Below are 22370 nucleotides of genomic sequence, written 5' to 3' on the forward strand. Positions count from 1 at the left end.
TCGACCCAGACCTTGCGGATGGTGGGGTGGGCGGCGGCCACCTGGTCGATCAGGTGGGTGCCGGCGACGGAGTCCTGCACGCTCGCGGCCGTGACCAGCACCGCAAGCAGCAGTCCGAGGGTGTCGGTCACGATGCTCCGCTTGCGGCCCACGATCTCCTTGCCCGCGTCCGTGCCCTGAGTCCTGGCGGGAACGCTCGTGGCGGTCTTCACGCTCTGTGCGTCGATCACGCAGGCCGACGGAGTGGCATTGCGGCCCTCCTTTTACCGGACCAACTCCCGTAGCAGGCCGTTGAGCTGGGCGAAGATGCCTTCCTTCTGCCACTTGGCGAAGTAGCCGTAGACGGTTTCCCAGGGCGGGAAGTCGTGCGGCAGGTATCGCCACTGCGCTCCGGTGCGGTCCACGTACAAGATCGCGTCCATGATCTCGCGCAGGTCATGCTCGGGCGGGCGGCCGAAGTCCAGGGCCCGGCCGCGACGCTCGAAGCGCCATGCTGCCAGGACCGGCTCGATCAGCTCCCAGCGGGCATCGGACAGATCACTTAGATACGGACGTCGAGCACTCATGCCCTGGACGTACCGCCCGGACGCGAGTGCGCCCAGGCGTGCGTCTTCAATCGCGGAAGCACGGCCACCGAACGGGGCGTCCTGGGACGAGACAGGCGTAAGTCTCATCCCGCCTCAGCTATCACCCCATCCAGCCCTCGAGACTCGATTACATCGCCGGTCCGTCAGCATCACAGCCCCACGCCACGCAAACCAGGAGATACCTGGGCCCTAGAGATGAAAACGACCTCTGACTAGGTGTTTTTCACCCTCCGGCGTGGCGATCACGGGTCTCTTGCCGAATTCCGAGTTGGTCGTCCATCAGCTCGGTGAAACCGGGGACGTCGGTGTAGAAGCGCTCGATGCGACTCTGGTCGGAGACCGGGACGGACACGATGTCGGGATTGGTCGGACCGAGCCGACACCGCCCTCGCAGAGGCGAAGGCGGCATATGCTGTCCGCCCGGACCCCCGCGGCGTCGAAGGTGAGATCGAACTCCACCGGCTCGCCCGCGAGTAATATCCGGTCCCCAGGACCCTGAACCGCTGACGAGTACGCAATCGCGGAGGGCCCTCCGCCGTCCTGCACGACACGGCCCACACCCCGTTCCGGGTCGAACCACTTCACCACTCCCACAGGCACCGCACATCGCCCCCACATGCCGGCCGCTGATCGCACAGCGTCCACCTGCGCACGACCAGCGACAAGGGGCGCGGTCCCCGGCGCACGAGACACGCACCCGGCGCCCGCTTCAGCTGTCCACCACCCTCAGTCACTGTGACCTACATCACAGGGAAATTTGGACAGACTGGGGCAAACTTAGGGGCTTGCGTATGAAGTAGCTGAGGAGTCTCACGCCGCATGGCCCACGGAGCCCGTCCCCGCCACCCTGCACACCCTCAACCGGATCTGACCCGGGCACGCGACTGTGATCGCTGCCGGGGATGGGGAACCGTCATCATCAGAGCCATCGGATGCAGTTCTCCCCGGTGCAGGCCTGGCGCCAGTCCGCCTGGGGCCGGACCAGGCCGTGAGGGAAGGCGGCCTGTGCCACGCCCGCCACATTTTCGAACGAAAAATCGAGCACACCAGGAGTGTGCGTCGGGATCTTGGATCTGGTATCAGGCGGATCTGCGGCCAAGTTGGCGGCCTCAGCGCTTCACATGGCGGGAGTTCGGTCCCCCAGGAGCTCACCAGAGCGTCAGCGAGGCAGCCTGAATCCATGGCGTCGCTCTTTCGCCCACCTTCTCGACCAGGAGCGGACGCTCACAGCAGGGTGCTGCTCACCCTGGCGCAGTGCCTGCCGTTCGTGATCGCGCTGGCCGTGCTGACCATCGAGCTCACCCCTGCCCACTTCATCTACACCGGCCCCCTGCTCGTCGCGACGCCGGCGCTGGCCGCAGTGACGATCGGCCCCAAGGGCACCGCCTCGGCGGCGGCTCTGGCGCTGGCGATCAGCGTGACCACAGCCACCTACAACCAGGCGTGGGGCACCCTGCAGGTCTACACCAACTTCCTGGCTCTGACTCTGGTCTCCATAGGCGGCTTCATCACCAGCAGCGCCGTGCGTGCGTACCGGCGGCGCGAGCTCGACCAGGTCCGCCGGATCGCCGTGTGCGCACAGGAGGTCATTCTGCGGCCGGTCCCCGAGCGTCTGGGCCCGGTGCGGGCGGCCGGCCTGTGTCTCGTGGCCGGCACCGGGGCACAGGTCGGCGGTGATCTGTACGAGGCCGTCCAGACGCGGTACGGCGTCCGGATGATCGTGGGAGACGTCCGCGGCAAGGGGCTGAACGCCATGCGCGCGGTCGCGACGGTACTGGGCGCCTTCCGGGAGGCCGCGCACTACGAGGACGACCTGGTCCAGGTCATGAACCACTGCGCGGCCGCGCTGCGCCGGGAGGCCGCCGTGCCGGGCGCCTATCCCGAGGAAGCCCTGATGGAGGGATTCACCACCGCACTCATCGCCCAGATACCCCACGACGAACCCGTAGTGCAGCTGGTCAACCGCGGCCACCCACCCCCGCTGGTACTGCACGAGGGCCGGACTCAGGCCTCGATGCCCACCACGCCGCTTCCGCCCCTGGGCCTGGAAGACCTGATGCCCGCCCTTCCCGAGAAGCCGGAAAGCTATCCGTTCATCCCCGGCGACCGCCTGCTCCTGTACACCGATGGCGTGATCGAAGCCCGCAACCCCGGCAACACCTTCTTCCCTCTGCCCGAGACCATGGAATCGATCAGCTTCAGCACCACCCCTCAGGAATTTCTTCACCAACTGCACCACGCATTGATCCACCACACCGAAGGTCACCTCGCAGACGACGTAGCCATGATCCTGGCCGACCGGCTCGACGAAGGAGCCGGCATCCCGGTCACCTGAGCATCTCCTTCAGGTCGGCCAGCGTGTCGGCGGCCGGCGTTCCGGAGCGGGCCTCGCGGATGGTGATGCACGTGGCGGTGAAGTCCGCGAGTTCGAGGATCAGGTCGAAGAACTCGCCCTGATCGCGAGCGAAGGTTGCCCCGAGCACTTCGCCCGCGCTCGTCTGGTCCGCCAGCAGCGCCCGGATCACGGGCAGCGCGTTCAGCTTCGCCTCTCCCTTAAGGGTCCTCACCGGCCTCGCCCGCGAGGAGAGGAACGCCGACACGGCGCAGTGAGACCGATCTCGCTGCGCTTCAGAGGAGCAGCAGCCTTGTGCCGAATGGGTGCATGCGAGACCTCTTCGCCGGCCCAGATCACCACTCGGGGATACACAACAGCCACCATCGCTACGCTCTTCACTCACTCCCACGCCGTCAACGAAAACCCAAACAGACACAGCCCCGGCCCCACCGCGGAGCCGCAGGCCAGACCGACTCACGTCTTGGCAGCATCGACCCTCATGGGTGCAGTCTCGCCTCGGCCACCGGCACACCTTCCTCGCACCTGAACGGTCAAGGCAGCACCTTGAAAACCGGGCTGCTGCCACGAGAACCAACGAGGACCGCAGGAGCGGGATACGGTCAGGTGGCAGCGGCAACCCTTGTGAGGGAACAAGTGCCAGCCCCAGATGGCTGGTCCAAAACCTTCACCGACCCGCGGCTCTGCGCGGCGATCGTGGACCGACTCACCTTCAACACCGCCCTCATCGAGACCGGCACTGAGTCCTACCGCCTGGCCCGCACCAAGGTCAGGAACAACAGCACCAAATAGAAGCCCGTCCTTGAATCGCGCTGCCCACGGATCATGGACCGTGTTTCACTTTCCCGCATGTCAACCACTCTCGGCGCGCCCCGACCTGACCAGGCCGCCTACATGCTGCGAGCTGCGGCTAGCGCCGCCGGCCGCAGCTACAAGCAGGAGTTAGTGCTGGGTTCCTCTTTGGTTGGGTATATGTCCTGGTGGCGGGGTAGTTGACGGTATTGGGGGGCGGGTGCTGGGCGATGGTTTTACGAGTTCGGCCGGGGTGTGATGAGGACGAACGCAGGGTTATTCACCGGTTGTCCCGGGCGCGGAAGGCTTCACGGCATGTGGTGATGCGGGCCCGGATGATCGAGATGAGCTGGTCGGGGCTACGCGTGCCGGCGATAGCCGCGGAACTGGGCTGCAGCCAGAAAACGGTCCGCTGCTGGCTGCACCGCTTCAACCGCTCGGGCCTGCCAGGGCCGGATGATCTGGGTGGGCAGGGTCGCAAGCGGCGGATCACCGAGGAGGAACGTTCCAGGATCATCTCCCTGGTCAAGACCGTGCCGCCGGGGCGGCTGAGGTGGGAGCCCGTCGGGGAGCTGTGGGCCTTCGACGAATCCGGGCCACCCGAGTGGACCCTGGATGCCCTAGCACCACCCGGCGTGCCATGCCCCATGCAGCAGGAACAAAGTCGGGGACCGGAAACCCCATCAGCCACGAAAAGTCCGCTTCCAGATCAGTCAGAAAGGCCCGGCGCCCAGCGGCGATCATGCGGGAGCTCATGCGTGGTCGGACATCATGTCCAACGCGATGTACAATACCTTTGGCGGGGCTGGCCCGCTGACGTCGTGCAGCGATGGCGCCGAGTGGGGTTACGCGGTCAGGGACGCGGCCGAGTTGCTCGAGCTGAGCTCGCTGAGGGGGGACTTCGACCCGCGCGGTATTCGGGCTGGAGCTACGTACGGTCCTTGCTGCTCATGAGGGCCGCACTCAACCCTGCTCATTTGAACTGCCTGAACTGCACTACAAAACCGAGACTTTCGGGACTGAACTGGTGATCTTACCGTTCACCTCCCTTGCCTTCAGAAGGTTGACCATGATCCATTCGTCCATAGAGCGCGCCGACGTCCGAGACATGCTGGTCGTCCATGAAGCATTCCGACAGGGTTTTGGCCGTATGCCCGCGCTGGTAAGCGAGGTGACGCCTGGTGACGTGCGCCGCGCCGAAATTGTCGCCAGCCACATGCAGTTGATCGAGGAGTTTCTGCATCTCCACCACAAGGGAGAAGACGACTTCCTGTGGCCCAAGCTCCTCGACCGGGCTGGAGAACGGCTCGGCTCAACGGTCGCGCTCCTCGAGAGCCAGCACGAGGAAATAGCGGCGCTGTTGGCGCAGACGTCCAAGGAACTAGAAGTCTGGCGCAAGGCGCCGTCGACGGAGCGCGGAACGGAACTCGCGGACTCCCTTGAGCGTTTGGGCACAGTGCTGACCGAGCACCTTGCCATCGAGGAGAAGGATGTCCTCCCGATCGCGTCGGAGTACGTGTCGGCCAAGGAGTGGCATCAGATGGGAGACCATGCGATCAAGGGTCTTCCCAAGAGCAAACTACCGATCATCTTCGGCATGCTCGCCTCATACGCCGAGCCTGACGTCGTTAAGCTCCTAATCTCATCCGCTCCTTTGGTGCCGCGGTTGATCATGCCCATTCTCGGGCCCAGGGCGTATGCGCGCCACGCCCGACAGGTATACGGTCCGGCCGAGATTTCCGCCTGACGCTGCCAACGTTGCGCCCTTTCACCCCCTCCACGTCTCGGATCGCGTAGCCGGCTGCCGATGGAACATCGGCAGCCGACTGGCACGTCAGGGCCCAGGCAGGCTACGCAGCCCAGCAGATCGTCGAGGCGATCAGCACCCTGCTGGACGCGCATGATCGACGGGCTGGTGCTGCCCCTCCGTCCTCTCCTCGGCGCCACTACCGTCCATGACATCGAGGCCGAACTCTCCGCCACGGCAGACATGCTGGCCGCCTGGCGCGACGTCGCTCTGTCCATCGGCGACCAGCCCGTGACCGCATGACCGGAGAATGCTGCGCCGGATGCCGTGCCGGCGGCACACCTCGGCGAAGGCGGCCGCACTGTACTGGGCGCCCCTGTCGGTGTGGAAAACGACGCCGCGAACCCGGCCGCCGCGGGCGGCCACGGCCATCTCGATCGCGTCGGTGACCAGCGAGGTGCGCATGTGGTCGGCGATCGACCAGCCCACGACCCGCCTCGAGCAGATGTCGATCACCGTGGCGAGATAGAGCCACGTCGCGCCGACGGCTGTGTGAGTGATGTCGCCGCACCACCTGGTGTTCAGCGTGTCCGCGGTGAAGTCGCGCATCACCAGGTCCGGCGCGGGCGGCGCGGTCCTGTCCGCGATCGCCGTCCGCTTCTTCTTCCGCAGGTGCCGGCCGACGATGTGGTTGATCCGCATCAGCCGGGTGACACGCTTGCGGTTGATCCTCCGTCCCCTCGCACGCAGTTCAGCATGGACCGCGCGGAGCCCCATACGCTCCCTGGTGTTCGGCGTGGATGGCGCGGATCTCGCTCACGGTCCGCTTTTCCTCGGCCCGGCGCTCGACACGGGCCTGCTCGGTGGCCAGGTGCCGGTAGTAGCCGGCGCGGGATACCCCGAGCACCCGGCAGATCCGCTTGACGCCGAAGTCGGCACGGTTGGCGGAGATGAAGTCCCAGCGGCTGGGGCTCACTTCACCTCCCGGGCGAAATAGGCCGCTGCCCGGCGCAGGATCTCGCGCTCCAGCTGCCACTCCTGCTCGGCCTTGAGCAGCCGGGCGTTCTCCGCCCGCAGCCGGACCAGCTCCTCCGCCACGCTCACGCTGCCGTCGCGGCCCTCGGGCGCGGCCTGGGCCTCGTCCTTGCGCACCCACGTCCGCAGCGACTCCGCGGTGATGCCGAGATCCGCGGCCACCGCCGCATACGTCCGCTCCCCGGCCGCGGCGCGGTAGAGCGCGACGGCGTCCTTCCTGAACTCCTCCGGATACGGAGACCTGCGTCCCACCTGGACATCCCTCCCCGGACCACCAAGATCCATCGTCAGGGTGTCCACTCCAAAGGATCATCCTCAAAGCCGGCGAGAACCCCCACCAAGGACGCGCCATGAACTTTCGGACCCCGCTGTCCGCCCTGTTCTCCGGAACCTCAGGTCGGCTCCTTACCGCCCTCGTCGCCCATCACGTCGAACGCTCGCCACGCGGGCCGCGTCCGGATGGTCGTGCGCCCTTCACCCTCACGAAGCGATGGTCGGCCACCGCTTGTGCTCCGCCGACGGACGGCGAATCCGTCGGGCTGATCGGGCGCAGGCCGTCGTCCGGCGTACGAGAGACCCGGAGCGGTGCACACCGCGCATCTCCTCGACGCTGGCATCGACGCCTCGATCGGCACCGTCGGCGATGCTCTGGATAATGCGTTCATGGAATCCCAGATCGGCCTCTACAAAACGGAGCTGATCAAACCCCGCATGCCCTGGCGCGGCCTTGCCGACGTCGAACTCGCCACCGCGGAATGGGTCGACTGGTTCAACAACCAGCGTCTCCACACCGCGATCGGAGACATCCCGCCCCACGAGCACGAGACCAACTACTACGCTCAACACCAGCCCCAAGCGGCGGCTGGAGTCAACGCATAGAGCCTCCACCGATCTCGGAGTGCTTCATTCTGCGGATATCGCGTGCGCGTCGACCGGACAGCGCTGCTGCACCATCTTGCCCAGACCGGAACCCACCTCATTGTGGAGGTCCGGATTGGACGATATCGATCAGACTTCGACGGCTCCGGCTACCGCACCCCCAGAAGCAGGATCTACCTCATCGACGCCGCCGGCCCAGTCACCGCCCGCTGACTCTGCCGCCGCTTTCGGGGAACGCATCCGCACCGAACTCGGTGAGGAACACCAACAACATTCTCACGCGCTGGCTCACCCCTCACACAAGCTCGTCTGATTGACGCAGCCGATCAGGCGCAGGCCGTGGTCATCGCCACCGGCATCACCGAGGACGGCGGACGCGAAGTGCTGGGACTGATGGTCGGCGACAGCGAGACCGAGGTGTTCAGGCGGGCGGCGCCGGCCAGCGCGGCGTCGTGCCGCTCAACTGGCACGACTGCGTCCACCGATCGGCCTTGACCTCGGCGCGCGCACACCTGAGGAGACGGTCCTGTCGATCGTCGCCGAGCTCGTCGCCGATCGCCACGACGGCTGCCCCTGAGAAGGAGGCACGCGCATTCACCATGACACCGCGGCTGTCTCCTGGGCCGTCATGTGACAGATCCGGTGGGCCGCATGGCGAAACTGACCGACTTATTGGGCTTTACACATCCGGTCAGATGACCGATGTCCCGAGGACTGATCCGCGCCATGGTTGCGGCAGTGCCACCGCATTCATGAAAAGTGAGGGGTCATGCCCGACAAACAACCGACGTCCACGTCTACTCAGTTCGGTAAGCTGCCGGACCAGCCGACGGTGACGACTCCGGCGCACCGGCACGCCAAGGCGTTTCTCGATGCCGAACGTGCCCGCATAGGCACGCAGCCCGGCCTCGGCATGGCGGGCCTCCTGGTGGTCGTTCCGGTCGCCTTGCTGTTCGCGTTCGGGCTGGGTGGCGCGGAGGACTCGGTTGTCGTCCTCTCGCCCCTCGTCACATTCGCGCTGCCGCCCCTGGCGGTGATCGCCTTCTGGTGGGAGGACTGGCCGGGTTCCAGCCTGCGTCCCAAGTGGTCAGCATGCGTGGACATACTCCTGATCGCGGCAGCGGGCATCGCCCTGGCGGTGGCGGCGCAGCGGGTGATCGGTCATGCCGACGCCGCCGGTATCTTCGATCCGACTCCGGGGCCTGGTCACTCGCCGTTGTATCCCGCCTCGTTGCCCTTGGGACTGACCGCCTTCACGGCGATCCTGCAACTGACCCTTGCCTTCGAGGGCTGGCCGCTCAAGCGCCTGTCGCGGCTCGCCGGCGGGATCGCGGCACTGGCGCTCTCCTGGGCCGTCGCTCTCCTGGTGCAGTACGTCGCCTACGACTTTCCCGCCCCGCTGGACTCCGGCCTGTTCAGCCGGAGCGGGCCGTTCTCCCGGGAGGACATCTCCGTTGTGCTCGCCGTGTGCGGTTCGTGGCAGGTGTGGCTGTTCATCGTCTGGCGCGGTTGGCCCATGAACGCATTGCGGAAGCGATGGCTTCGGATCGTCGTGGGTAACGTGCTGGTGCTCGGTGGCGCGGCGCTCACCTACGCGCTCGCGTACGGCGCGGGCGGGGTGGAGCCACCCGCCATCCTGGCGGCCGCCACCAGCTTCAGTGCCGCCGGGGTGATTGTCGGCATGCTCTTCGAAGGGGCGTTGCGCCCGTATCTGTCCGCCGCCTGGGAACGCGTGACCACCCTTGCCGTCACCGTGGCGGTGGGAGCCGGGCTCTGTACCGGGCTGCTCGCCTACGCCAACACGCTCACCTGGTCGACCTCCAACGCTGAGGCGTGGGTGGGACATGCAAGCATCAACGCATTGGCGTTCGGCGTGATCCTGCACGTGGCGGTCTGCCGCCGCTGGCCACTGGACGACAAGACCTCGGCACTGCGGCAGCCCGAGGCGCCCGAACAGTCGCCGTGAGCCGGACCGGACCGTCCACGGCCTTCCGGGGCCCCGCACTCGGATGCTGCGGGCGGCCCTCGCCGTGGTCGACCCCGATCGGCTGGCGGAGATACGGCGGACGAAGGACGAGGCGTTCACGAAGGCACTGGAGTGGCAGTCGCTGAGTGTTGCGGAGCTGGGTGCCGGCCTGGGCCAGGGGCATCGGGTTCGCCCGCCGCCCCCGACCTTGCAGCCCGGCATGCCCGGGCCATGAGCACGCTGGAGGACGAGGACCCGGTTGCCGCCAAGGACGCGCTGCGGGAGCTGAGCGAGGTCCTGGACGAGGCCCTGAAGGCGGTACGCGCGTGGGCTGGACGTGGGAGTACGCCTTTTCGGTGGTGCAGGCGGCCCGTACCGCGCCCCGCTCGTTCGTCGCTCAAGTGGAGTGCAGGGCCGCAGAGTTGGTCAGGCCGGCCGAGGCGTCGTATGCGCGCGGCCGAGCCACGGCGGGTTCGATCCGAAGGGGGCGGATGTCGCCGTTCCCGGCGTGAGATTCCGGTACCAGGTCGTCGTACGCAGCGAATGTGTCTACGGCCTCGGCATCCCAGATCGAGAACCCTTCTGCCTGGCACCCCTCCGGTCCCAGCCGAGCGCGCAGGACGGCGAACTTCGCCACGACGCTGGCCTCGGGCGTGAAGTTGGACCACGACTGACCTGTGTGTTCGCCCCCTTTTTTTTGGCCCTGACGTGGGCGGAGCCGAGGACGACGCGGGAGACGTCGATGAGGCCGGCGTCATCCAGCCGGTGCACGACCGCCTCGTGCAGCCGGCCCCACACCCCGGCTCCGGACCAGATCAGGAAGCGGCGGTGGGCGGTGGACTTGGAGACGCCGAAGCACGGCGGCAGTGCCCGCCAGGCGCACCCGCTGACCAACACGTAGATGATGGCCGCGAACAACGTCTCATCAGGAGCGTTCGCTGTTCCGCCGCCCTGCGGCCGTGTCCGTTGCTCCGGGATCAGCGGCCTGGCGATCTCCCATAAGCCGTCCGGCATGATCCAGCTCCACGTTCCCCGACCCATGCCGGGTCAACGTCCGCCTCACCACGTAGGACACGGTCTTAATGACATGCATGGGTATGGGATCGCCAGGTCAGTAGAGAGAGATGGGGCCGTCGGGGAGCCAGCCTTCCACATAGCCAGAGACGAGAAGAACCACGCCCTCGGGGGAGATCTCCTTTTGATTTGCTTGGAGTTCACTGATTCCCCATCTGGCGTGGGAGGGGGAAGCCAGCAGCAGCGAATCCGACTGCTCGCTGCTGATTTTCACGATGAAAACGTGAGAAACGGTTTGGCGGTCGTGCTCCCAGCAGTCGGCCTCGCTTGTTTCGTGCACTCCATAGAGGGATCCGAAGCCGGGGTTCTCGATGTGAAATCGATCGGCGAGATAATGAGCTGCCCCGCTCCGAAAATCGCTGTCTGCGGCCAGCAGGAATTGCGGGACCGTCCAGCCGCCGCAGCAGCTGCCGCACAGCATCAGGCGGTTCTGGTCGTCCAGGAGGAGTAGGAGGACGCGGCGGTCGACGGCTGACCGCAGGGTATGGGAGGTCGGCATGTCCTAAGCCTGCCCTCAATGCTATTCAAGTAGCAAAGGGAAGGCGGCCTCATGGGTGACTGCCTCATCCGGACCGTGTCAGACATGCGCTGTGAGATGCGGCCTGCCTGCCTTCGTTGGTCCGCAGCCGTCGCAGCGAATCGAGCCCGCCCCGTCCGTGCGACAGGTGTCATGAGCTGCGAAAACAGTGGAGGAGCGTTTGAGATTCGAGCTTCGGCGTTTGGGAGGGTCGCACAGCACCAGACCTGACCTGGGGCGACTGAATTTCCCACACATCCCACGAAGGCGGGGATCTCGGTGAGATCCGGCGACTAGCCTAGCGGATAAGGGATCGGCAGTGGCAAGGTTCCCGTTTCCGCAGGTCAGAAGTCACTCGAGGGGGTCAGCGGCGGGACCGCCGAGGGCGGGCGGCACCCGTCAGGGAGTCGTGAACAGCAGGACGGCGTTCTGGCCGCCGAAGCCGAAGGAGCAGGTGATGCCCGCGTCCGCTCCGGTCGGGCGTGGGCGGCCGGTCACGATGTCGAGCTTGTGGTCGCCGTCCTGGCCCTCGAAGTTCGCAACCGGCGGGACGCTGCCGTGGCGCAGGGCGAGGACCGTGTATGCGGCCTGGATCGCGCCGGCCGCGCCGAGGGCGTGGCCGATCACGCCCTTGGATGCGGTGACCGGGGGGACCTTCCCGCCGAAGACCCGGACGAGGGCCGCCGCTTCCGCCGCGTCGTTGAGGGGGGTGGAGGTGCCGTGCGCGTTGACGTGACCGATGTCGTGGGGGCGGCAGCCCGCGTCGGCCAGGGCCGCGGCGAGGGCCCGGACCGCGCCGTCGCCGTCGGGGTGCGGGGCGACGGGGTGGTGGGCGTCGGCGGTGGCGCCGTATCCGCGCAGCAGGGCCAGGACGGGTGCCCGGCGGGCCCGTGCGGTGGACAGCCGCTCCAGGACGAGTACGGCGGCGCCCTCGCCGAGGACGAAACCGTCCCGTGCCGCGTCGAACGGCCTGCTGGCGAGGGCCGGGTCCGTCCGGCGCCGGGACAGTGCCCGCATCCGGGTGAAGCAGGTGGCGGTCATCCGGGAGCGTGCGGACTCGCTGCCGCCGGCCAGCACGATGTCGCACATCCCCGACCGCAGCATCTCCCGTGCGACACCGATCGCGGTCGCGCCCGAGGCACAGGCGCTGGAGGTGGTGAAGCTGGGGCCGCGCGCCCCGAGGTCGATCGCGACCTCGCCCGCGGCCATGCTCGGCACACTGCGCGGCAGGGCGAGCGGCGACACCCGCTCCGGTCTGCCCGCGGCCAGATGGCAGAACTCGGTGACGTAGGTGCTCAGGCTGTTGGATCCGACGCCCAGGACGACCCCGACCCGGTCCCCGTGCCACGTACGGTGATCGAGGCCCGCGTCGGTGACGGCCCGGCGCGCGGCGACCAGGGCGAACTGGATGAAGCGGTCCAGGCGCCGCGCGGACGACCGGCCGAGCTGCGACCCGGCGTCGAAGTCCCGCACCTGGCAGGAGAAGTCGACGGGCAGCCCGGCGAGTTCGGGGTCGAGGGCGGCCGACGAGCGGCCCCGGCACAGGGCCGCCCAGTTCTCCTCCGCGCTGTGGCCCGCCGGGGTCACCAGGCCCAGCCCGGTGACCGCGACCTCAGGCCGCATCCCGGAACGCCCGGGCCGCGTCACCGAGGGTCGAGCCGGGGGAGAGGTCCAGGCCGTCCTCGGGCAGGACGATCCCGTACTCCTCCTCGGCCGCCACCACGAGCTCCATCAGCGACAGCGAGTCCATGCCGAGGCTCTCGAACGTCGTCGTCGTGTACAGCTCGCCTGGATCGGCCGCCACGTCCAGATGGCCGGTCAGCAGGGCGATGAGCCGCTCGGGAAGCACGGGCTGCGCCGCCCGCCGCGTCCGTTCGGTCCGTTCCGCCTGCTGCGCTGACTGGGTCATGCCGGGGTCTCCTGTTCCATGGCCGCGAACCTCATACCTGTGCGCACGGTGTGAACGCCTGCACGGCAGCAAGGAAACGCTTCGCCACCCGTTCGAGCGAGAGAGACCGGCGCCGACGGTCAGGTCACGGGCACGTGGGTGAAGCGGGCGGACACATGAAGGTCGGACTCGATGTGAGCGGCCGTCGTGCGCAGGGCGGGGACGATGTGCTCGACGCATTCCTGGAGGGTGTGGCGGGAGCTGTGCATCGCCGTGTTGAGGGCGGCGACCGCCCGGCCCGTACGGTCGCGGACAGGCACCGCGATCGAGCGCAGCCCTTCCTCCAACTCCTCGTCGACCAGGGCGTATCCCTGCGCTCCGACCTCTTCCAGGGCGCGGGCCAGGGCCTGCGGGTCCGTGATCGTGCGGGGCGTCAGCGGGCGCAGCGGGCCGGTGCCCAGGTGGCGTTCGGCGGGCGGGAGGTCCGCGAGCAGGACGCGGCCCATGGAGGTCGCGTAGGCCGGCAGGCGTGTGCCGACCGTGATGTTCACGCTCATCACGCGGCTTGTGGCCACCCGTGCCGTGTACTGGATCTCGTCGCCCGCCGCCGTCAGGACCGCCAGCGACGTCGACTCGTGTATGCGGTCCGCGAGGGCGGCCAGATGCGGTGCCGCGATCTGCGGGAGGGACGTACGGGACAGGGGCGGGTAGCCGAGGGAGAGGACCTGCGGGGTGAGGCGGAAGGCGCCCGCGCGTGACGGGGTGACCATGCCCAGGTGCTCGTAGGTGATCAGCGCCCGGCGGGCGGTCGCCCGGGCCAGGCCGGTCGCCTTTGCCACCTGCGTCATCGTCAGCTCCGCCCGGCCCTCGCCGAAGGCCGTCAGCACGGTCAGGCCCCGGGCCAGCGACTCGACGAACTCCCGGCCCAGCTCCTGCTTCGACGCACCCGTCCAGGTCGCAAGCCCCGAGGGGGCCGGCGCGGGCGCGGGCGGGGGCGCCGTGCGCAGGTCCTCCTCCATCGCCGCCACCGCCTCCCGCAGCCGTGGCAGCAGCGTGTCGCGCAGGCCGGCCGCCGTGTGCCGGCTGGTGTGGCTGACGACGCTCGCCGCACAGGCGATCCGGCCGGTACGGGGATCCCGTACGGGCACCGACACCGCCACGAGCCCCGGCTCGATCAACTGGTCGTCCAGTGCCCAGCCGTCCTGCCGGGCCTGCGTCACCCGCCGCGCGAACTCCTCGGCCGGAGGGGGGTTCTCCCTCGGCGGTACGGCCGGGAAGCCGTGGTTCTCCGGGTCCGCCGCCCGGCGGGTGCGCCAGCGCTGCCAGTCCTCGGACGTCCACTCCGTCGCGAACAGGGGGCCCGGCGCGGTGCGTTCGGCGGGCAGCAGGTCGCCGATGCGGAAGCTCAGCGACATCGCGCGGCGGCGGGTCGCCTGGTGGATGAAGCGGATGCCGTCGCCGTCGCGGACCGCCAGCGACACCGACTCGTCCAGTGCGTCGGCGAGGGCGTCGGCGCGCGCGTCGAGCAGTGAGGGCAGGCGCAGGGCGGCCAGACAGGCGTTGCCGAGTTCCATCAGGCGGGGGGTGAGGACCGCGTCCCGGCCGTCGAGGCGGACGTATCCCATCCGGGCGAGCGTGGCCGTGATCCGGTCGACCGTGGAACGCGCGAGGCCGGTGGCCCGTTCCAGGGCGCTCAGACTCAGGGTTCCGCCCGCCTCCGTCAGCTGCCGCAGGACGGCGATCCCGCGGATCAACGGCGTGACCGCCTCGGCCGGGGCGGCGGCCTCGTCGAGCGTGGGGTGGGCGGGCATCTGTTCTCCGGTACGGCGATCGCGGCAGGCCTACGGTAACGGCGGATCCGCCCGACGGCGTTCCCGGTGGGCCGACGCACCGGCTACCGCCGGGTCACCCGCACCGTGTGGTTGCCGTCCAGGTCCGCGCCCGCCACCGCGATCCGTATGCCCCGCCGCGGGTCCTCGAAGGTCTCGCCGGGGGTGAAGGGGGCGTCGGAGAGTTCGGCGTGGACGTTCGGGCTGCGGGTGCAGCCGCCGCTGTCGCGCTGGGAGTCGAACACCTTCACCGGGCCGAGACCGGTGTCCACTTCCGCGTCCACCTTGTAGATCAGCACGCCCGCCCGGCACACCGCCTCGTCGTTGCCGTCGCGGGTGCGCAGTTCGACGGCGTAGCCCGTGCGCTTGTCGAGGGGTATGAAGACGAGCTTCGGGCCGCCCTCGCGGGCCAGCGGGGTCAGCGTGTGCTCGGTCGTGCCATGGGCGGCGGCACAGCTCACCTGGGTCGCGTCCAGCCAGCCGAGCTTCCACTTGTGCCAGCCGAGGAGATCGTTGTTGGCACCCCAGTCCTCGCTCATGATGTCCCAGTGGCCGACCGCGCCCCCGCCCTCCTGGGTGTAGAGGTCGGGCAGCCCGAAGACATGGCCGTTCTCGTGCGGCAGGACGCGGAAGCCGGTCTTGTCGTAGGAGCCGGAGCCGTCGTCCTGGCGGGAGTAGACGAAGGACGCGTTCGCGAGGGGTATGCCGTCCGCCGTGGGTGCGTCGCCGTTGCCCGCGAAGGTGACGGACAGGACGGTGTCGAGCGCCGACGGGCCCGCGTTCGGCGTCACCAGCACGTTCAGCAGGTCGTACGCGCGGAAGTCGATCTTGGCGTCGGTCTCCGCCACGATGTCCTGGACCAGCCGGCGGTAGCCGGGTTCGAAGGGGGCGCCGCGCTCTATGCCGTACGCCTTGAACGACTTCGGCATGCGCAGCCAGCCGCGGACCGGGGTCTCGGGCCGGTAGTCGAGGCGGCCGTAGGAGCTGGCGCGGAACCACTCCCGGGTCTGCGGGAAGAACTCGTGGAAGCGGTCCATCGCCTTGCCCTGACCGGGCGCGTCCGAGAAGTCGATCATCAGGGTGAGGGCGCGGACTGTGCCGGTGGAACGGGAGTAGCCGTCGGAGGTCGGTATGCCCTCCGACATCTGGACGTCCAGATCGCTGCGGATCATGCACGGGGTGAGGGCGGAGGGGTGGGCCGGGAGGGTGACCGGACGCGCCCCCGCCGACACCGAATCCGCCGTGAGCCGGCCTGTGCCGGCCGATGTGCTGAGCGCGAAGGTCAGCGCGGTCACCGCCGCGAGGGCGGCCGCACGCCGCCTGCGTATCCGATGGCTGGACGACTGCGGCTGCATGCTTGGACCTTTCGCTCCAGGCAGCCACCGGTCTCCGGCTGCACCCTCTCGCTCACCCTGTGCCGGGTGGGGCGCGGGCGCGCGCTGGAGGAGACCGATCGTGGGAATTTCCGGTGCGTAAGGGCCGGTCAGCGGGCCCTTACCGCCATATGACCGACCTTGTGACGCGGGTCACAGGAAATCTCTTCCGGAGTGGGAAATAACCGGGGATCGAATCCCCGTTTAACCATGCGTCCGAGCGAAACGGGGATTCACTCCCTGGATCGTCAGCCCATTGAGCCCATCCGCCTCACCAGTCCCAGGAGCACGCCGTGCAGACCGCCACTCCCGAACACCGCAAGGCGAGCCGGCCGCGCGCCGACGCCCTGCGCAACCGGGAACGGATCGTCACCGCCGCCCGGGAGATGTTCGTCGAACACGGCCCCGACGTGCCGCTCGACGAGATCGCCCGCCGGGCCGGCGTCGGCAACGCCACGGTGTACCGCAACTTCCCGGACCGCGACGCCCTCGTCCGCGAGGTCGTCTGCTCGGTCATGGACCGTACGGCCCGGGCGGCCGAGCACGCCCTCACGGAGAGCGGCGACGCCTTCGAGGCACTGGAGCACTTCGTGCACGCCGCAGCCGACGAGCGGATCAGCGCGCTGTGCCCGATGGTCGCCAGCACTTTCGACGAGCACCACCCCGACATGGAGGCCGCGCGCCTGCGGGTCGAGCAGCTCGTCGCGGAGCTCATGGGCCGCGCCCAGGCGGCCGGGCAACTGCGCACCGACATCGGCGTCGGTGACCTGATGATCGTCGTCGCCCAGCTCAGCCGACCCCCGGCCGGGTCGGTGTGCATGAGCGTCGACCGGTTCATGCACCGTCACCTCCAGCTGTTCCTGGACGGACTGCGGGCGCCGGCCCCCTCCGACCTGCCGGGCAGGGCGGTGACCGTGGAGGACCTGCGGCAGGCGTAGACGTCAACCGATCTGCACGTTCCGAAGCCCGACATCCCGAATTTCCGTTCCTGACGTTTCGAAGTTCCGAGTTCCGAGTCTCCGAGTTCCGAATTTCCGTCCCGAAGTCCCGAAGTTCCGAAGTCCCGAAGTGGGTACATCCATGTCTGAAACAGCCCGAAGCGTCCCCGACGCCTCCGCACCCGCCCCTGATCCGGGCCGCTGGAAAGCGCTCGTCTTCATCGCGCTCGCCCAGCTGATGGTCGTCCTCGACGCGACCATCGTGAACATCGCGCTGCCCTCCGCCCAGCAGGACCTGGGCATCTCCGACGGCAACCGGCAGTGGGTCGTCACGGCCTACGCCCTCGCCTTCGGTGGTCTGCTGCTCTTCGGCGGCCGCATAGCCGACCTGTGGGGCCGCAAGCGCACCTTCGTCCTCGGCCTGGCCGGCTTCGCCGCCGCCTCCGCGCTGGGCGGCGCCGCCACCAACGAGGCGATGATGTTCGGCTCCCGCGCCCTGCAGGGCGTCTTCGGCGCCCTCCTCGCGCCCGCCGCGCTGTCCCTGCTCGCCGTGATGTTCACGGACGCCAAGGAGCGCGCCAAGGCCTTCGGCATCTACGGTGCGATCGCCGGTGGTGGCGGCGCCGTCGGTCTGATCCTCGGTGGTTTCCTCACCGAGTACCTGGACTGGCGCTGGACGTTCTTCGTCAACATCCCGTTCGCGGTGGTCGCCGCGGCCGGTGCCTGGTTCGTCATCCGTGAGCCCGAGGGCAGCCGCAACCGTTCCCCGCTCGACATCCCCGGCGTGATCCTGTCCACCCTCGGTCTGGTCGCGCTCGTCTACGGCTTCACCCGCGCCGAGTCCGAGGGCTGGAGCGACTCCGTGACGATCGGCATGTTCGTCGGATCCGCCGTGCTGCTCGCCGCGTTCGTGTTCGTCGAGGCCCGCGTCAAGGCCCCGCTGCTGCCGCTGCGGGTGCTCACCGAGCGCAACCGCGGAGGTGTTTACCTCTCCCTGGGCCTCGCGATCATCGGAATGTTCGGCCTGTTCCTCTTCCTGACCTACTACCTCCAGATCGTGCAGGGCTACTCGCCGGTCAGGACCGGCTTCGCCTTCCTGCCGATGATCGTGGGCATGATCGTGGGCTCGACCCAGATCGGCACCCGCCTGATGACCCGGGTCGCGCCGCGCCTGCTGATGGGCCCCGGCTTCCTGGTCGCGGCCGTCGGCATGCTGCTGCTGACCCAGCTGGAGATCGACTCCTCGTACGCGGCCCTGCTGCTGCCGGCGATGCTGCTGCTCGGCCTCGGCATGGGTACGGCCTTCATGCCGGCGATGTCCCTGGCCACCCAGGGCGTCGAGCCGCGGGACTCCGGTGTCGCCTCCGCGATGGTCAACACCTCGCAGCAGGTGGGCGGCGCGATCGGCACCGCCCTGCTGAACACGATCGCCGCCTCGGCGACGACCTCGTACATCGCCGACCACATCCGTTCGGCCACGTCCCCCACCCAGCAGCAGGTCGTGCAGCTGGAGGGCATGGTGCAGGGTTACACCAGCGCCATCTGGGTCGCCGTCGGCATCCTGGTCCTCGCCGCGGTGATCGCCGTGACCTTCATCAACGCCGGCCGCCCGGACACCGCCGCGGTGACCGGCTCCGGTTCCGGTGAGGGTGCCGAGGACGAGGTGGCGGTGCCGGTGATCGCGCACTGACGCCGACACCGGCTCGTACCCCTTCGGGCCATCCGTACGGACGAGGAGGGGACGCCTCGTCCGTACGATCCCAGGACCTGCCCCGGTTCCCTCAGCGGAGCCAGGGCAGGTCCGCTCCCGCGTCATCGGGCTGAAGTCCCTCGGCGACGATCTGCATGATCTCGCCGAGGGACTTCTGCTGTTCCGGCGTAAGCCGCTCGAACAGCGCCTGCCGTACGGCGGCCACATGCCCCGGCGCGGACCGCTTCAGCACCTCCATGCCCGCATCCGTCAGCACCGCGAGCTGACCCCGCTTGTCCGAGGGGCAGTCCTCGCGGCGCACCCAGCCGCTCTTCTCCAGGCGGGAGATCGCATGCGAGAGGCGGGAGCGGGTGATCTTCGCCTTCATGGCCAGTTCGGTCATCCGCAGCCGGCGGTGCGGGGCCTCGGCGAGTCCGACGAGGAGCCCGTAGTAGACGTGCGGCATGCCCGCGTCGCGCTGGAGCTGGCGGTCGAGGTGGTCCTCGAGGAGGGTGGTGGCATGCAGGTAGGAGCGCCAGATGCGCTGCTCCTCCTCGGTGAGCCAGCGGGGTGCGTCAGCGGATGAGGGTGCCGTGTTCATGGGATCCACTGTACGAGCCCTCTTCTTGAATTTTGAACAAAAGCGGCGTAGTCTCTTGACCGACAGCTTGAGACTTCAAGTAATCCGTCAGGGAGCCGCCGTCATGTCCGCCGCAGCCGCCCAGGAGCGCATGCCCGCCCTCTACCTCAGCCACGGCGCCCCGCCCCTCGCGGACGACCCGGTCTGGCCCGGCCAGCTCGCCGCCTGGTCCGCCGACCTGCCCCGCCCCAAGGCGATCCTCGTCGTCTCCGCCCACTGGGAGGAGGCCCCCCTCGCCCTCGGCGCCACCCGGACGGTCCCCCTCGTCTACGACTTCTGGGGCTTCCCCGAGCACTACTACCAGGTGCGCTACGAGGCCCCCGGCGCCCCCGAACTCGCCGAGTCCGTACGCAAGCTGCTGCGCGCCCCCGGCATGCCGGTGCAGGACACCCCCGACCGGGGGCTCGACCACGGGGCGTACGTCCCGCTGGTGGAGATGTTCCCCGAGGCCGACCTCCCGGTCCTGCAGGTCTCCATGCCGACCCTCGACCCCGTGCAGCTGATGGACATCGGCCGCCGGCTGGCCCCCCTGCGCGACGAGGGCGTGCTCATCGTCGGCTCCGGCTTCTTCACCCACAACCTCGCCGCGCTGCGCCACGCCGGCGGGGGAGTGCCGAGCTGGTCCTCCGAGTTCGACGACTGGGGCCGGCGTGCGCTGGAGGCCCGTGACGTGGACGCCCTGCTGGACTTCCTCCACAAGGCGCCGGCGGGCCGCTACGCCCACCCCCGCACCGAGCACTTCGCGCCGCTGTTCGTGACCATGGGCGCGGCGGAGGTGGCCGGCGAGCTGGACGCGCAGAAGTCGGTGATCGACGGGTTCTGGATGGGGATGGCGAAGCGGTCGGTGCAGTTCGGCTGACGGTTTTCGCCGGGTGCTCGCCGGGTGCTCGCCGGGTGTCGCCAGGTGTTCGTCGGGCGTCTCAGAGGTCCTTCTCGTACCAGGCGACGTCCCAGTACCGCCCGAACTTGCGGCCCACCTCCCGGTACGTCCCGACGTACCGGAACCCGAAGCGCTCGTGCAGCCGCGTGGACGCGTCATTGGGCTGTGCGATGCCGGCGTAGGCGCGGTGCAGGTCCTCGTCGGCCAGGGCCTCGAAGAGGGCCTTGTAGAGCAGCGTGCCGATGCCGCGGCGCCCGGCGTGCGGGGCGACGTAGACCGTGACCTCCACGGAGGTGCCGTAGGCCGGCTTCGCGCGATAAGGGCTGGATGTGGCGTACCCCAGAATTTCCTGTGAGTCCGCGTCCGTGGCAACCATCAACCGGTGCGGTCCGTCTTCAGGGTGGGAGAGCAGCCAAGGGCGGCGCTCTTCCGGAGTGAAGACCGCGGTATCGAATGTGATGGGCGTCTCACGTACGTAGTGGTTGTAGAGGTCGGTGAGGGCCTCGAGGTCACTCTCGACTCCTGGCCTGACCTGCACCTCTGTACGTCCCGACCGCATCGCGCCTCCCCGCTTGGCGGGACAGGGTACTGCATGATCAGAAAAATCGAGGGTTGGTTGGGAATTCTGTCCTGATTCCAGTCGTTGTTTCCATCGGATGCAGGGCACCCGAAGAGCCTTAGAAAGCGCCGAGAGTGCTGAGCGTCCGCAGGACCACCCGCTGACCTCACCATCGCAAGGGAGCACGCATGGCAACCCGTGCCGTCGCCCGTCGTACGTCCGCCGCGGGCGAGACCGTCGACGCGCCCAGCAGTGTTCGCGCCCATGGCGGCGAGATCGCGGACCGCGATCTGGTCGGCATGTACCTCGACGAAATCGCGCGTACACCGCTGCTCGACGCCGCAAAGGAGGTCGAGCTGTCCCAGACGATCGAAGCGGGTGTGTTCGCGCGACAGGTCCTCGACGGATTCGAGGAGACCCAGACCGACGCCACCCGCGCCGAACTGGAGGCCCTGGTCGCCGAGGGCGAGCGGGCCAAGGACATCTTCATCCGCTCCAACCTCCGCCTGGTCGTCGCCGTGGCCCGCCGCTACCCCCGGAGCGGTCTGCCGCTGCTCGACCTGATCCAGGAGGGCAACGCGGGCCTGGTGCGCGCGGTCGAGAAGTTCGACTACCGCAAGGGCTTCAAGTTCTCCACGTACGCCACCTGGTGGATCCGCCAGGCGATCACCCGCTCCATAGCCGACCAGTCGCGCACCATCCGCCTGCCCGTCCACCTGGTGGAGGAGCTGGGCCGGATCCGGCGCGTGCAGCGCGAGTTCAACCGTGAGCACGGCCGGGACCCGGAGCCCACCGAGGTCGCCGCCGAGCTCGGCTCGTCGCCGGAGCGCGTCATCGACGTGCTCGACTGGGCCCGCGACCCGGTCTCCCTGAACATGTCGGTGGACGACGAGGGCGAGACCCAGTTCGGCGACCTGCTCGAGGACACCTCCGCGGTGTCGCCGGAGCAGTCGGTGCTGACGCTGCTGCGCAGCGAGGAGCTGGACGACCTGATCGGCCGCCTCGACCAGCGCACGGCCTCGATCATCAAGATGCGGTACGGCATCGAGGACGGCCGGGAGCGCACGCTGACCGAGGTCGGCAAGGAGCACGGCCTGACCCGCGAGCGCATCCGCCAGATCGAGAAGCACGCGCTGCTGGAGCTGAAGAAGCTGGCGCGGTCCACCGGGTTCGACGCGGCGGCGTGACCGCTCGTCGGACCGGCGGTCGCCATACGACGGGCGTACGACCCGTGCGGGCGCGTACGCGGGGTGGCGAAAGGCCGCGCAAACATGGCGATGTAACGCCGCTTCAAGCGGCGCAGGCCAGGGAACAAGACCTCCGAGCACGGGAGTTCGGGGGCCCAGCCCCGGTCGCAGCCGGGCCGCATCCGCAACCAGAGCCACGTCCCGACGCACTCCCCCCGGCGCCGGGACCTTCCCCAGCCGGGCTTCGGCGCCTTCCCCCGGGCGTCGGGGCCCGGCTGTTGCTCTTCCGGGCGCGGGCACGACTGGGCGGCGGGGCACCCCGTACCTGAACACCGGGGTGGCCCGCCGGATGGCAGATTGTGTCACACAGGCATACCCTGCCGACGTGAGCAGCACCACCTCCGCGCAGAACCCGCGCCGTTCTTCGTCCCATACC

Annotated in this window: 17 protein-coding genes and 8 pseudogenes; 13 read left to right on the forward strand and 12 right to left on the reverse strand. The window is 68.7% G+C overall.

The features are described from left to right. Together ACTWQJ_RS08935 and ACTWQJ_RS08940 are read right to left on the reverse strand one after the other, a co-directional pair. A pseudogene (locus ACTWQJ_RS08935) lies at positions 1 to 566 on the reverse strand (IS5 family transposase); the annotation flags it as partial. A 244-nt stretch (positions 567 to 810) separates the two neighbouring features. Further along, a complete protein-coding gene (locus tag ACTWQJ_RS08940; protein ID WP_443306087.1) occupies positions 811 to 939 on the reverse strand; it encodes a hypothetical protein in 129 nt (42 codons plus the stop codon). A gap of 828 nt (positions 940 to 1767) precedes the next feature. Here ACTWQJ_RS08940 and ACTWQJ_RS08945 point away from each other — a divergent pair. Beyond that, positions 1768 to 2922 carry a PP2C family protein-serine/threonine phosphatase gene (locus ACTWQJ_RS08945; protein ID WP_443306088.1) on the forward strand — a complete coding sequence of 385 codons (1155 nt, stop codon included), beginning with the start codon at positions 1768 to 1770 and terminating at the stop codon, positions 2920 to 2922. Here ACTWQJ_RS08945 and ACTWQJ_RS08950 read toward each other — a convergent pair. Further along, a complete protein-coding gene (locus ACTWQJ_RS08950; protein WP_443306089.1) occupies positions 2915 to 3187 on the reverse strand; it encodes a hypothetical protein in 273 nt (90 codons plus the stop codon). The two genes, ACTWQJ_RS08945 and ACTWQJ_RS08950, sit on opposite strands and share 8 nt — an antisense overlap. Before the next feature lie 404 nt (positions 3188 to 3591). Here ACTWQJ_RS08950 and ACTWQJ_RS08955 point away from each other — a divergent pair. The 3 genes and pseudogenes from ACTWQJ_RS08955 to ACTWQJ_RS08965 form a co-directional block, all read left to right on the forward strand. Next, positions 3592 to 3732: pseudogene (locus tag ACTWQJ_RS08955) on the forward strand (ATP-binding protein); the annotation flags it as partial. Between the two features lie 335 nt (positions 3733 to 4067). After that, a complete protein-coding gene (locus ACTWQJ_RS08960) occupies positions 4068 to 4763 on the forward strand; it encodes a helix-turn-helix domain-containing protein (RefSeq protein WP_443306090.1) in 696 nt (231 codons plus the stop codon). Positions 4764 to 4801: 38 nt separating this feature from the next. Next, complete coding sequence (locus ACTWQJ_RS08965) at positions 4802 to 5479, forward strand: hemerythrin domain-containing protein (protein WP_443306091.1); 678 nt, start codon at positions 4802 to 4804, stop codon at positions 5477 to 5479. A 312-nt stretch (positions 5480 to 5791) separates the two neighbouring features. Here the strand turns inward: ACTWQJ_RS08965 and ACTWQJ_RS08970 are convergent. Continuing rightward, positions 5792 to 6766: pseudogene (locus tag ACTWQJ_RS08970) on the reverse strand (IS3 family transposase); the annotation flags it as partial. 348 nt (positions 6767 to 7114) lie between these two features. Between ACTWQJ_RS08970 and ACTWQJ_RS08975 the strand changes: the two are divergent. The 5 genes and pseudogenes from ACTWQJ_RS08975 to ACTWQJ_RS08995 form a co-directional block, all read left to right on the forward strand. Further along, positions 7115 to 7393 (forward strand): annotated as a pseudogene (locus tag ACTWQJ_RS08975) (integrase core domain-containing protein); the annotation flags it as partial. Between the two features lie 330 nt (positions 7394 to 7723). Continuing rightward, positions 7724 to 7816, forward strand: a pseudogene (locus tag ACTWQJ_RS08980) (transposase); the annotation flags it as partial. A gap of 34 nt (positions 7817 to 7850) precedes the next feature. Further along, positions 7851 to 7961, forward strand: a pseudogene (locus ACTWQJ_RS08985) (XdhC family protein); the annotation flags it as partial. A 201-nt stretch (positions 7962 to 8162) separates the two neighbouring features. Beyond that, positions 8163 to 9359 (forward strand): hypothetical protein, encoded by a 1197-nt coding sequence (locus ACTWQJ_RS08990; protein WP_443306092.1) that lies wholly within the window; start codon positions 8163 to 8165, stop codon positions 9357 to 9359. Between the two features lie 43 nt (positions 9360 to 9402). Then, positions 9403 to 9683 (forward strand): annotated as a pseudogene (locus ACTWQJ_RS08995) (hypothetical protein); the annotation flags it as partial. Positions 9684 to 9995: 312 nt separating this feature from the next. Here the strand turns inward: ACTWQJ_RS08995 and ACTWQJ_RS09000 are convergent. The 6 genes and pseudogenes from ACTWQJ_RS09000 to ACTWQJ_RS09025 all read right to left on the reverse strand — a co-directional run. Then, a pseudogene (locus ACTWQJ_RS09000) lies at positions 9996 to 10400 on the reverse strand (transposase); the annotation flags it as partial. Positions 10401 to 10470: 70 nt separating this feature from the next. Continuing rightward, the gene (locus tag ACTWQJ_RS09005; RefSeq protein WP_443306093.1) at positions 10471 to 10932 is read right to left on the reverse strand and encodes a hypothetical protein; all 462 of its coding nucleotides are present in this window, start codon (positions 10930 to 10932) and stop codon (positions 10471 to 10473) included. Between the two features lie 417 nt (positions 10933 to 11349). After that, entirely contained in the window at positions 11350 to 12573 is a 1224-nt protein-coding gene (locus ACTWQJ_RS09010; protein ID WP_443306094.1) for a beta-ketoacyl-[acyl-carrier-protein] synthase family protein, read from the reverse strand. Beyond that, positions 12563 to 12859: a phosphopantetheine-binding protein gene (locus ACTWQJ_RS09015; RefSeq protein WP_443306095.1), complete on the reverse strand. Its 297-nt coding sequence runs from the start codon at positions 12857 to 12859 to the stop codon at positions 12563 to 12565. The genes ACTWQJ_RS09010 and ACTWQJ_RS09015 overlap by 11 nt, the downstream gene beginning before the upstream one ends. A gap of 119 nt (positions 12860 to 12978) precedes the next feature. After that, positions 12979 to 14649: an IclR family transcriptional regulator domain-containing protein gene (locus ACTWQJ_RS09020; RefSeq protein WP_443306096.1), complete on the reverse strand. Its 1671-nt coding sequence runs from the start codon at positions 14647 to 14649 to the stop codon at positions 12979 to 12981. Between the two features lie 83 nt (positions 14650 to 14732). After that, positions 14733 to 16022 carry a M6 family metalloprotease domain-containing protein gene (locus ACTWQJ_RS09025; RefSeq protein ID WP_443306097.1) on the reverse strand — a complete coding sequence of 430 codons (1290 nt, stop codon included), beginning with the start codon at positions 16020 to 16022 and terminating at the stop codon, positions 14733 to 14735. A 311-nt stretch (positions 16023 to 16333) separates the two neighbouring features. On the opposite strand from ACTWQJ_RS09025, the gene ACTWQJ_RS09030 reads away from it, so the two are divergent. After that, positions 16334 to 16978 (forward strand): TetR/AcrR family transcriptional regulator, encoded by a 645-nt coding sequence (locus tag ACTWQJ_RS09030; RefSeq protein WP_443306098.1) that lies wholly within the window; start codon positions 16334 to 16336, stop codon positions 16976 to 16978. Positions 16979 to 17120: 142 nt separating this feature from the next. After that, positions 17121 to 18668, forward strand: a complete 1548-nt coding sequence (locus ACTWQJ_RS09035; RefSeq protein WP_443306099.1) for an MFS transporter — start codon at positions 17121 to 17123, stop codon at positions 18666 to 18668. A gap of 91 nt (positions 18669 to 18759) precedes the next feature. Here the strand turns inward: ACTWQJ_RS09035 and ACTWQJ_RS09040 are convergent, their stop codons facing one another. Continuing rightward, positions 18760 to 19269 (reverse strand): MarR family winged helix-turn-helix transcriptional regulator, encoded by a 510-nt coding sequence (locus ACTWQJ_RS09040; protein ID WP_443306100.1) that lies wholly within the window; start codon positions 19267 to 19269, stop codon positions 18760 to 18762. A 103-nt stretch (positions 19270 to 19372) separates the two neighbouring features. Here ACTWQJ_RS09040 and ACTWQJ_RS09045 point away from each other — a divergent pair, with 103 nt between their 5' ends. Further along, the gene (locus ACTWQJ_RS09045) at positions 19373 to 20167 is read left to right on the forward strand and encodes a dioxygenase family protein (protein WP_443306101.1); all 795 of its coding nucleotides are present in this window, start codon (positions 19373 to 19375) and stop codon (positions 20165 to 20167) included. A gap of 61 nt (positions 20168 to 20228) precedes the next feature. Here ACTWQJ_RS09045 and ACTWQJ_RS09050 read toward each other — a convergent pair whose 3' ends face one another. Beyond that, positions 20229 to 20747 (reverse strand): GNAT family N-acetyltransferase, encoded by a 519-nt coding sequence (locus ACTWQJ_RS09050; RefSeq protein ID WP_443306102.1) that lies wholly within the window; start codon positions 20745 to 20747, stop codon positions 20229 to 20231. A 188-nt stretch (positions 20748 to 20935) separates the two neighbouring features. On the opposite strand from ACTWQJ_RS09050, the gene ACTWQJ_RS09055 reads away from it, so the two are divergent. Beyond that, complete coding sequence (locus ACTWQJ_RS09055) at positions 20936 to 21934, forward strand: sigma-70 family RNA polymerase sigma factor (protein WP_443306103.1); 999 nt, start codon at positions 20936 to 20938, stop codon at positions 21932 to 21934. Positions 21935 to 22370 lie beyond the last annotated feature (436 nt).

Source organism: Streptomyces sp. KR55 (assembly GCF_052245645.1).
Classification (GTDB): domain Bacteria; phylum Actinomycetota; class Actinomycetes; order Streptomycetales; family Streptomycetaceae; genus Streptomyces; species Streptomyces flavusporus.

Excerpts from the sequence above, each read along its gene's own strand:
- ACTWQJ_RS08990 (WP_443306092.1), top strand. The coding sequence starts at position 8,163 with ATGCCCGACAAACAACCGACGTCCACGTCTACTCAGTTCGGTAAGCTG.
- ACTWQJ_RS09045 (WP_443306101.1), top strand. The coding sequence starts at position 19,373 with ATGTCCGCCGCAGCCGCCCAGGAGCGCATGCCCGCCCTCTACCTCAGC.
- ACTWQJ_RS09035 (WP_443306099.1), top strand. The coding sequence starts at position 17,121 with ATGTCTGAAACAGCCCGAAGCGTCCCCGACGCCTCCGCACCCGCCCCT.
- ACTWQJ_RS09005 (WP_443306093.1), bottom strand. The coding sequence starts at position 10,932 with ATGCCGACCTCCCATACCCTGCGGTCAGCCGTCGACCGCCGCGTCCTC.
- ACTWQJ_RS08965 (WP_443306091.1), top strand. The coding sequence starts at position 4,802 with ATGATCCATTCGTCCATAGAGCGCGCCGACGTCCGAGACATGCTGGTC.
- ACTWQJ_RS09050 (WP_443306102.1), bottom strand. The coding sequence starts at position 20,747 with ATGCGGTCGGGACGTACAGAGGTGCAGGTCAGGCCAGGAGTCGAGAGT.
- ACTWQJ_RS09040 (WP_443306100.1), bottom strand. The coding sequence starts at position 19,269 with ATGAACACGGCACCCTCATCCGCTGACGCACCCCGCTGGCTCACCGAG.
- ACTWQJ_RS09010 (WP_443306094.1), bottom strand. The coding sequence starts at position 12,573 with ATGCGGCCTGAGGTCGCGGTCACCGGGCTGGGCCTGGTGACCCCGGCG.
- ACTWQJ_RS08945 (WP_443306088.1), top strand. The coding sequence starts at position 1,768 with ATGGCGTCGCTCTTTCGCCCACCTTCTCGACCAGGAGCGGACGCTCAC.
- ACTWQJ_RS08960 (WP_443306090.1), top strand. The coding sequence starts at position 4,068 with ATGATCGAGATGAGCTGGTCGGGGCTACGCGTGCCGGCGATAGCCGCG.
- ACTWQJ_RS09055 (WP_443306103.1), top strand. The coding sequence starts at position 20,936 with ATGGCAACCCGTGCCGTCGCCCGTCGTACGTCCGCCGCGGGCGAGACC.
- ACTWQJ_RS09015 (WP_443306095.1), bottom strand. The coding sequence starts at position 12,859 with ATGACCCAGTCAGCGCAGCAGGCGGAACGGACCGAACGGACGCGGCGG.
- ACTWQJ_RS09025 (WP_443306097.1), bottom strand. The coding sequence starts at position 16,022 with ATGCAGCCGCAGTCGTCCAGCCATCGGATACGCAGGCGGCGTGCGGCC.
- ACTWQJ_RS09020 (WP_443306096.1), bottom strand. The coding sequence starts at position 14,649 with ATGCCCGCCCACCCCACGCTCGACGAGGCCGCCGCCCCGGCCGAGGCG.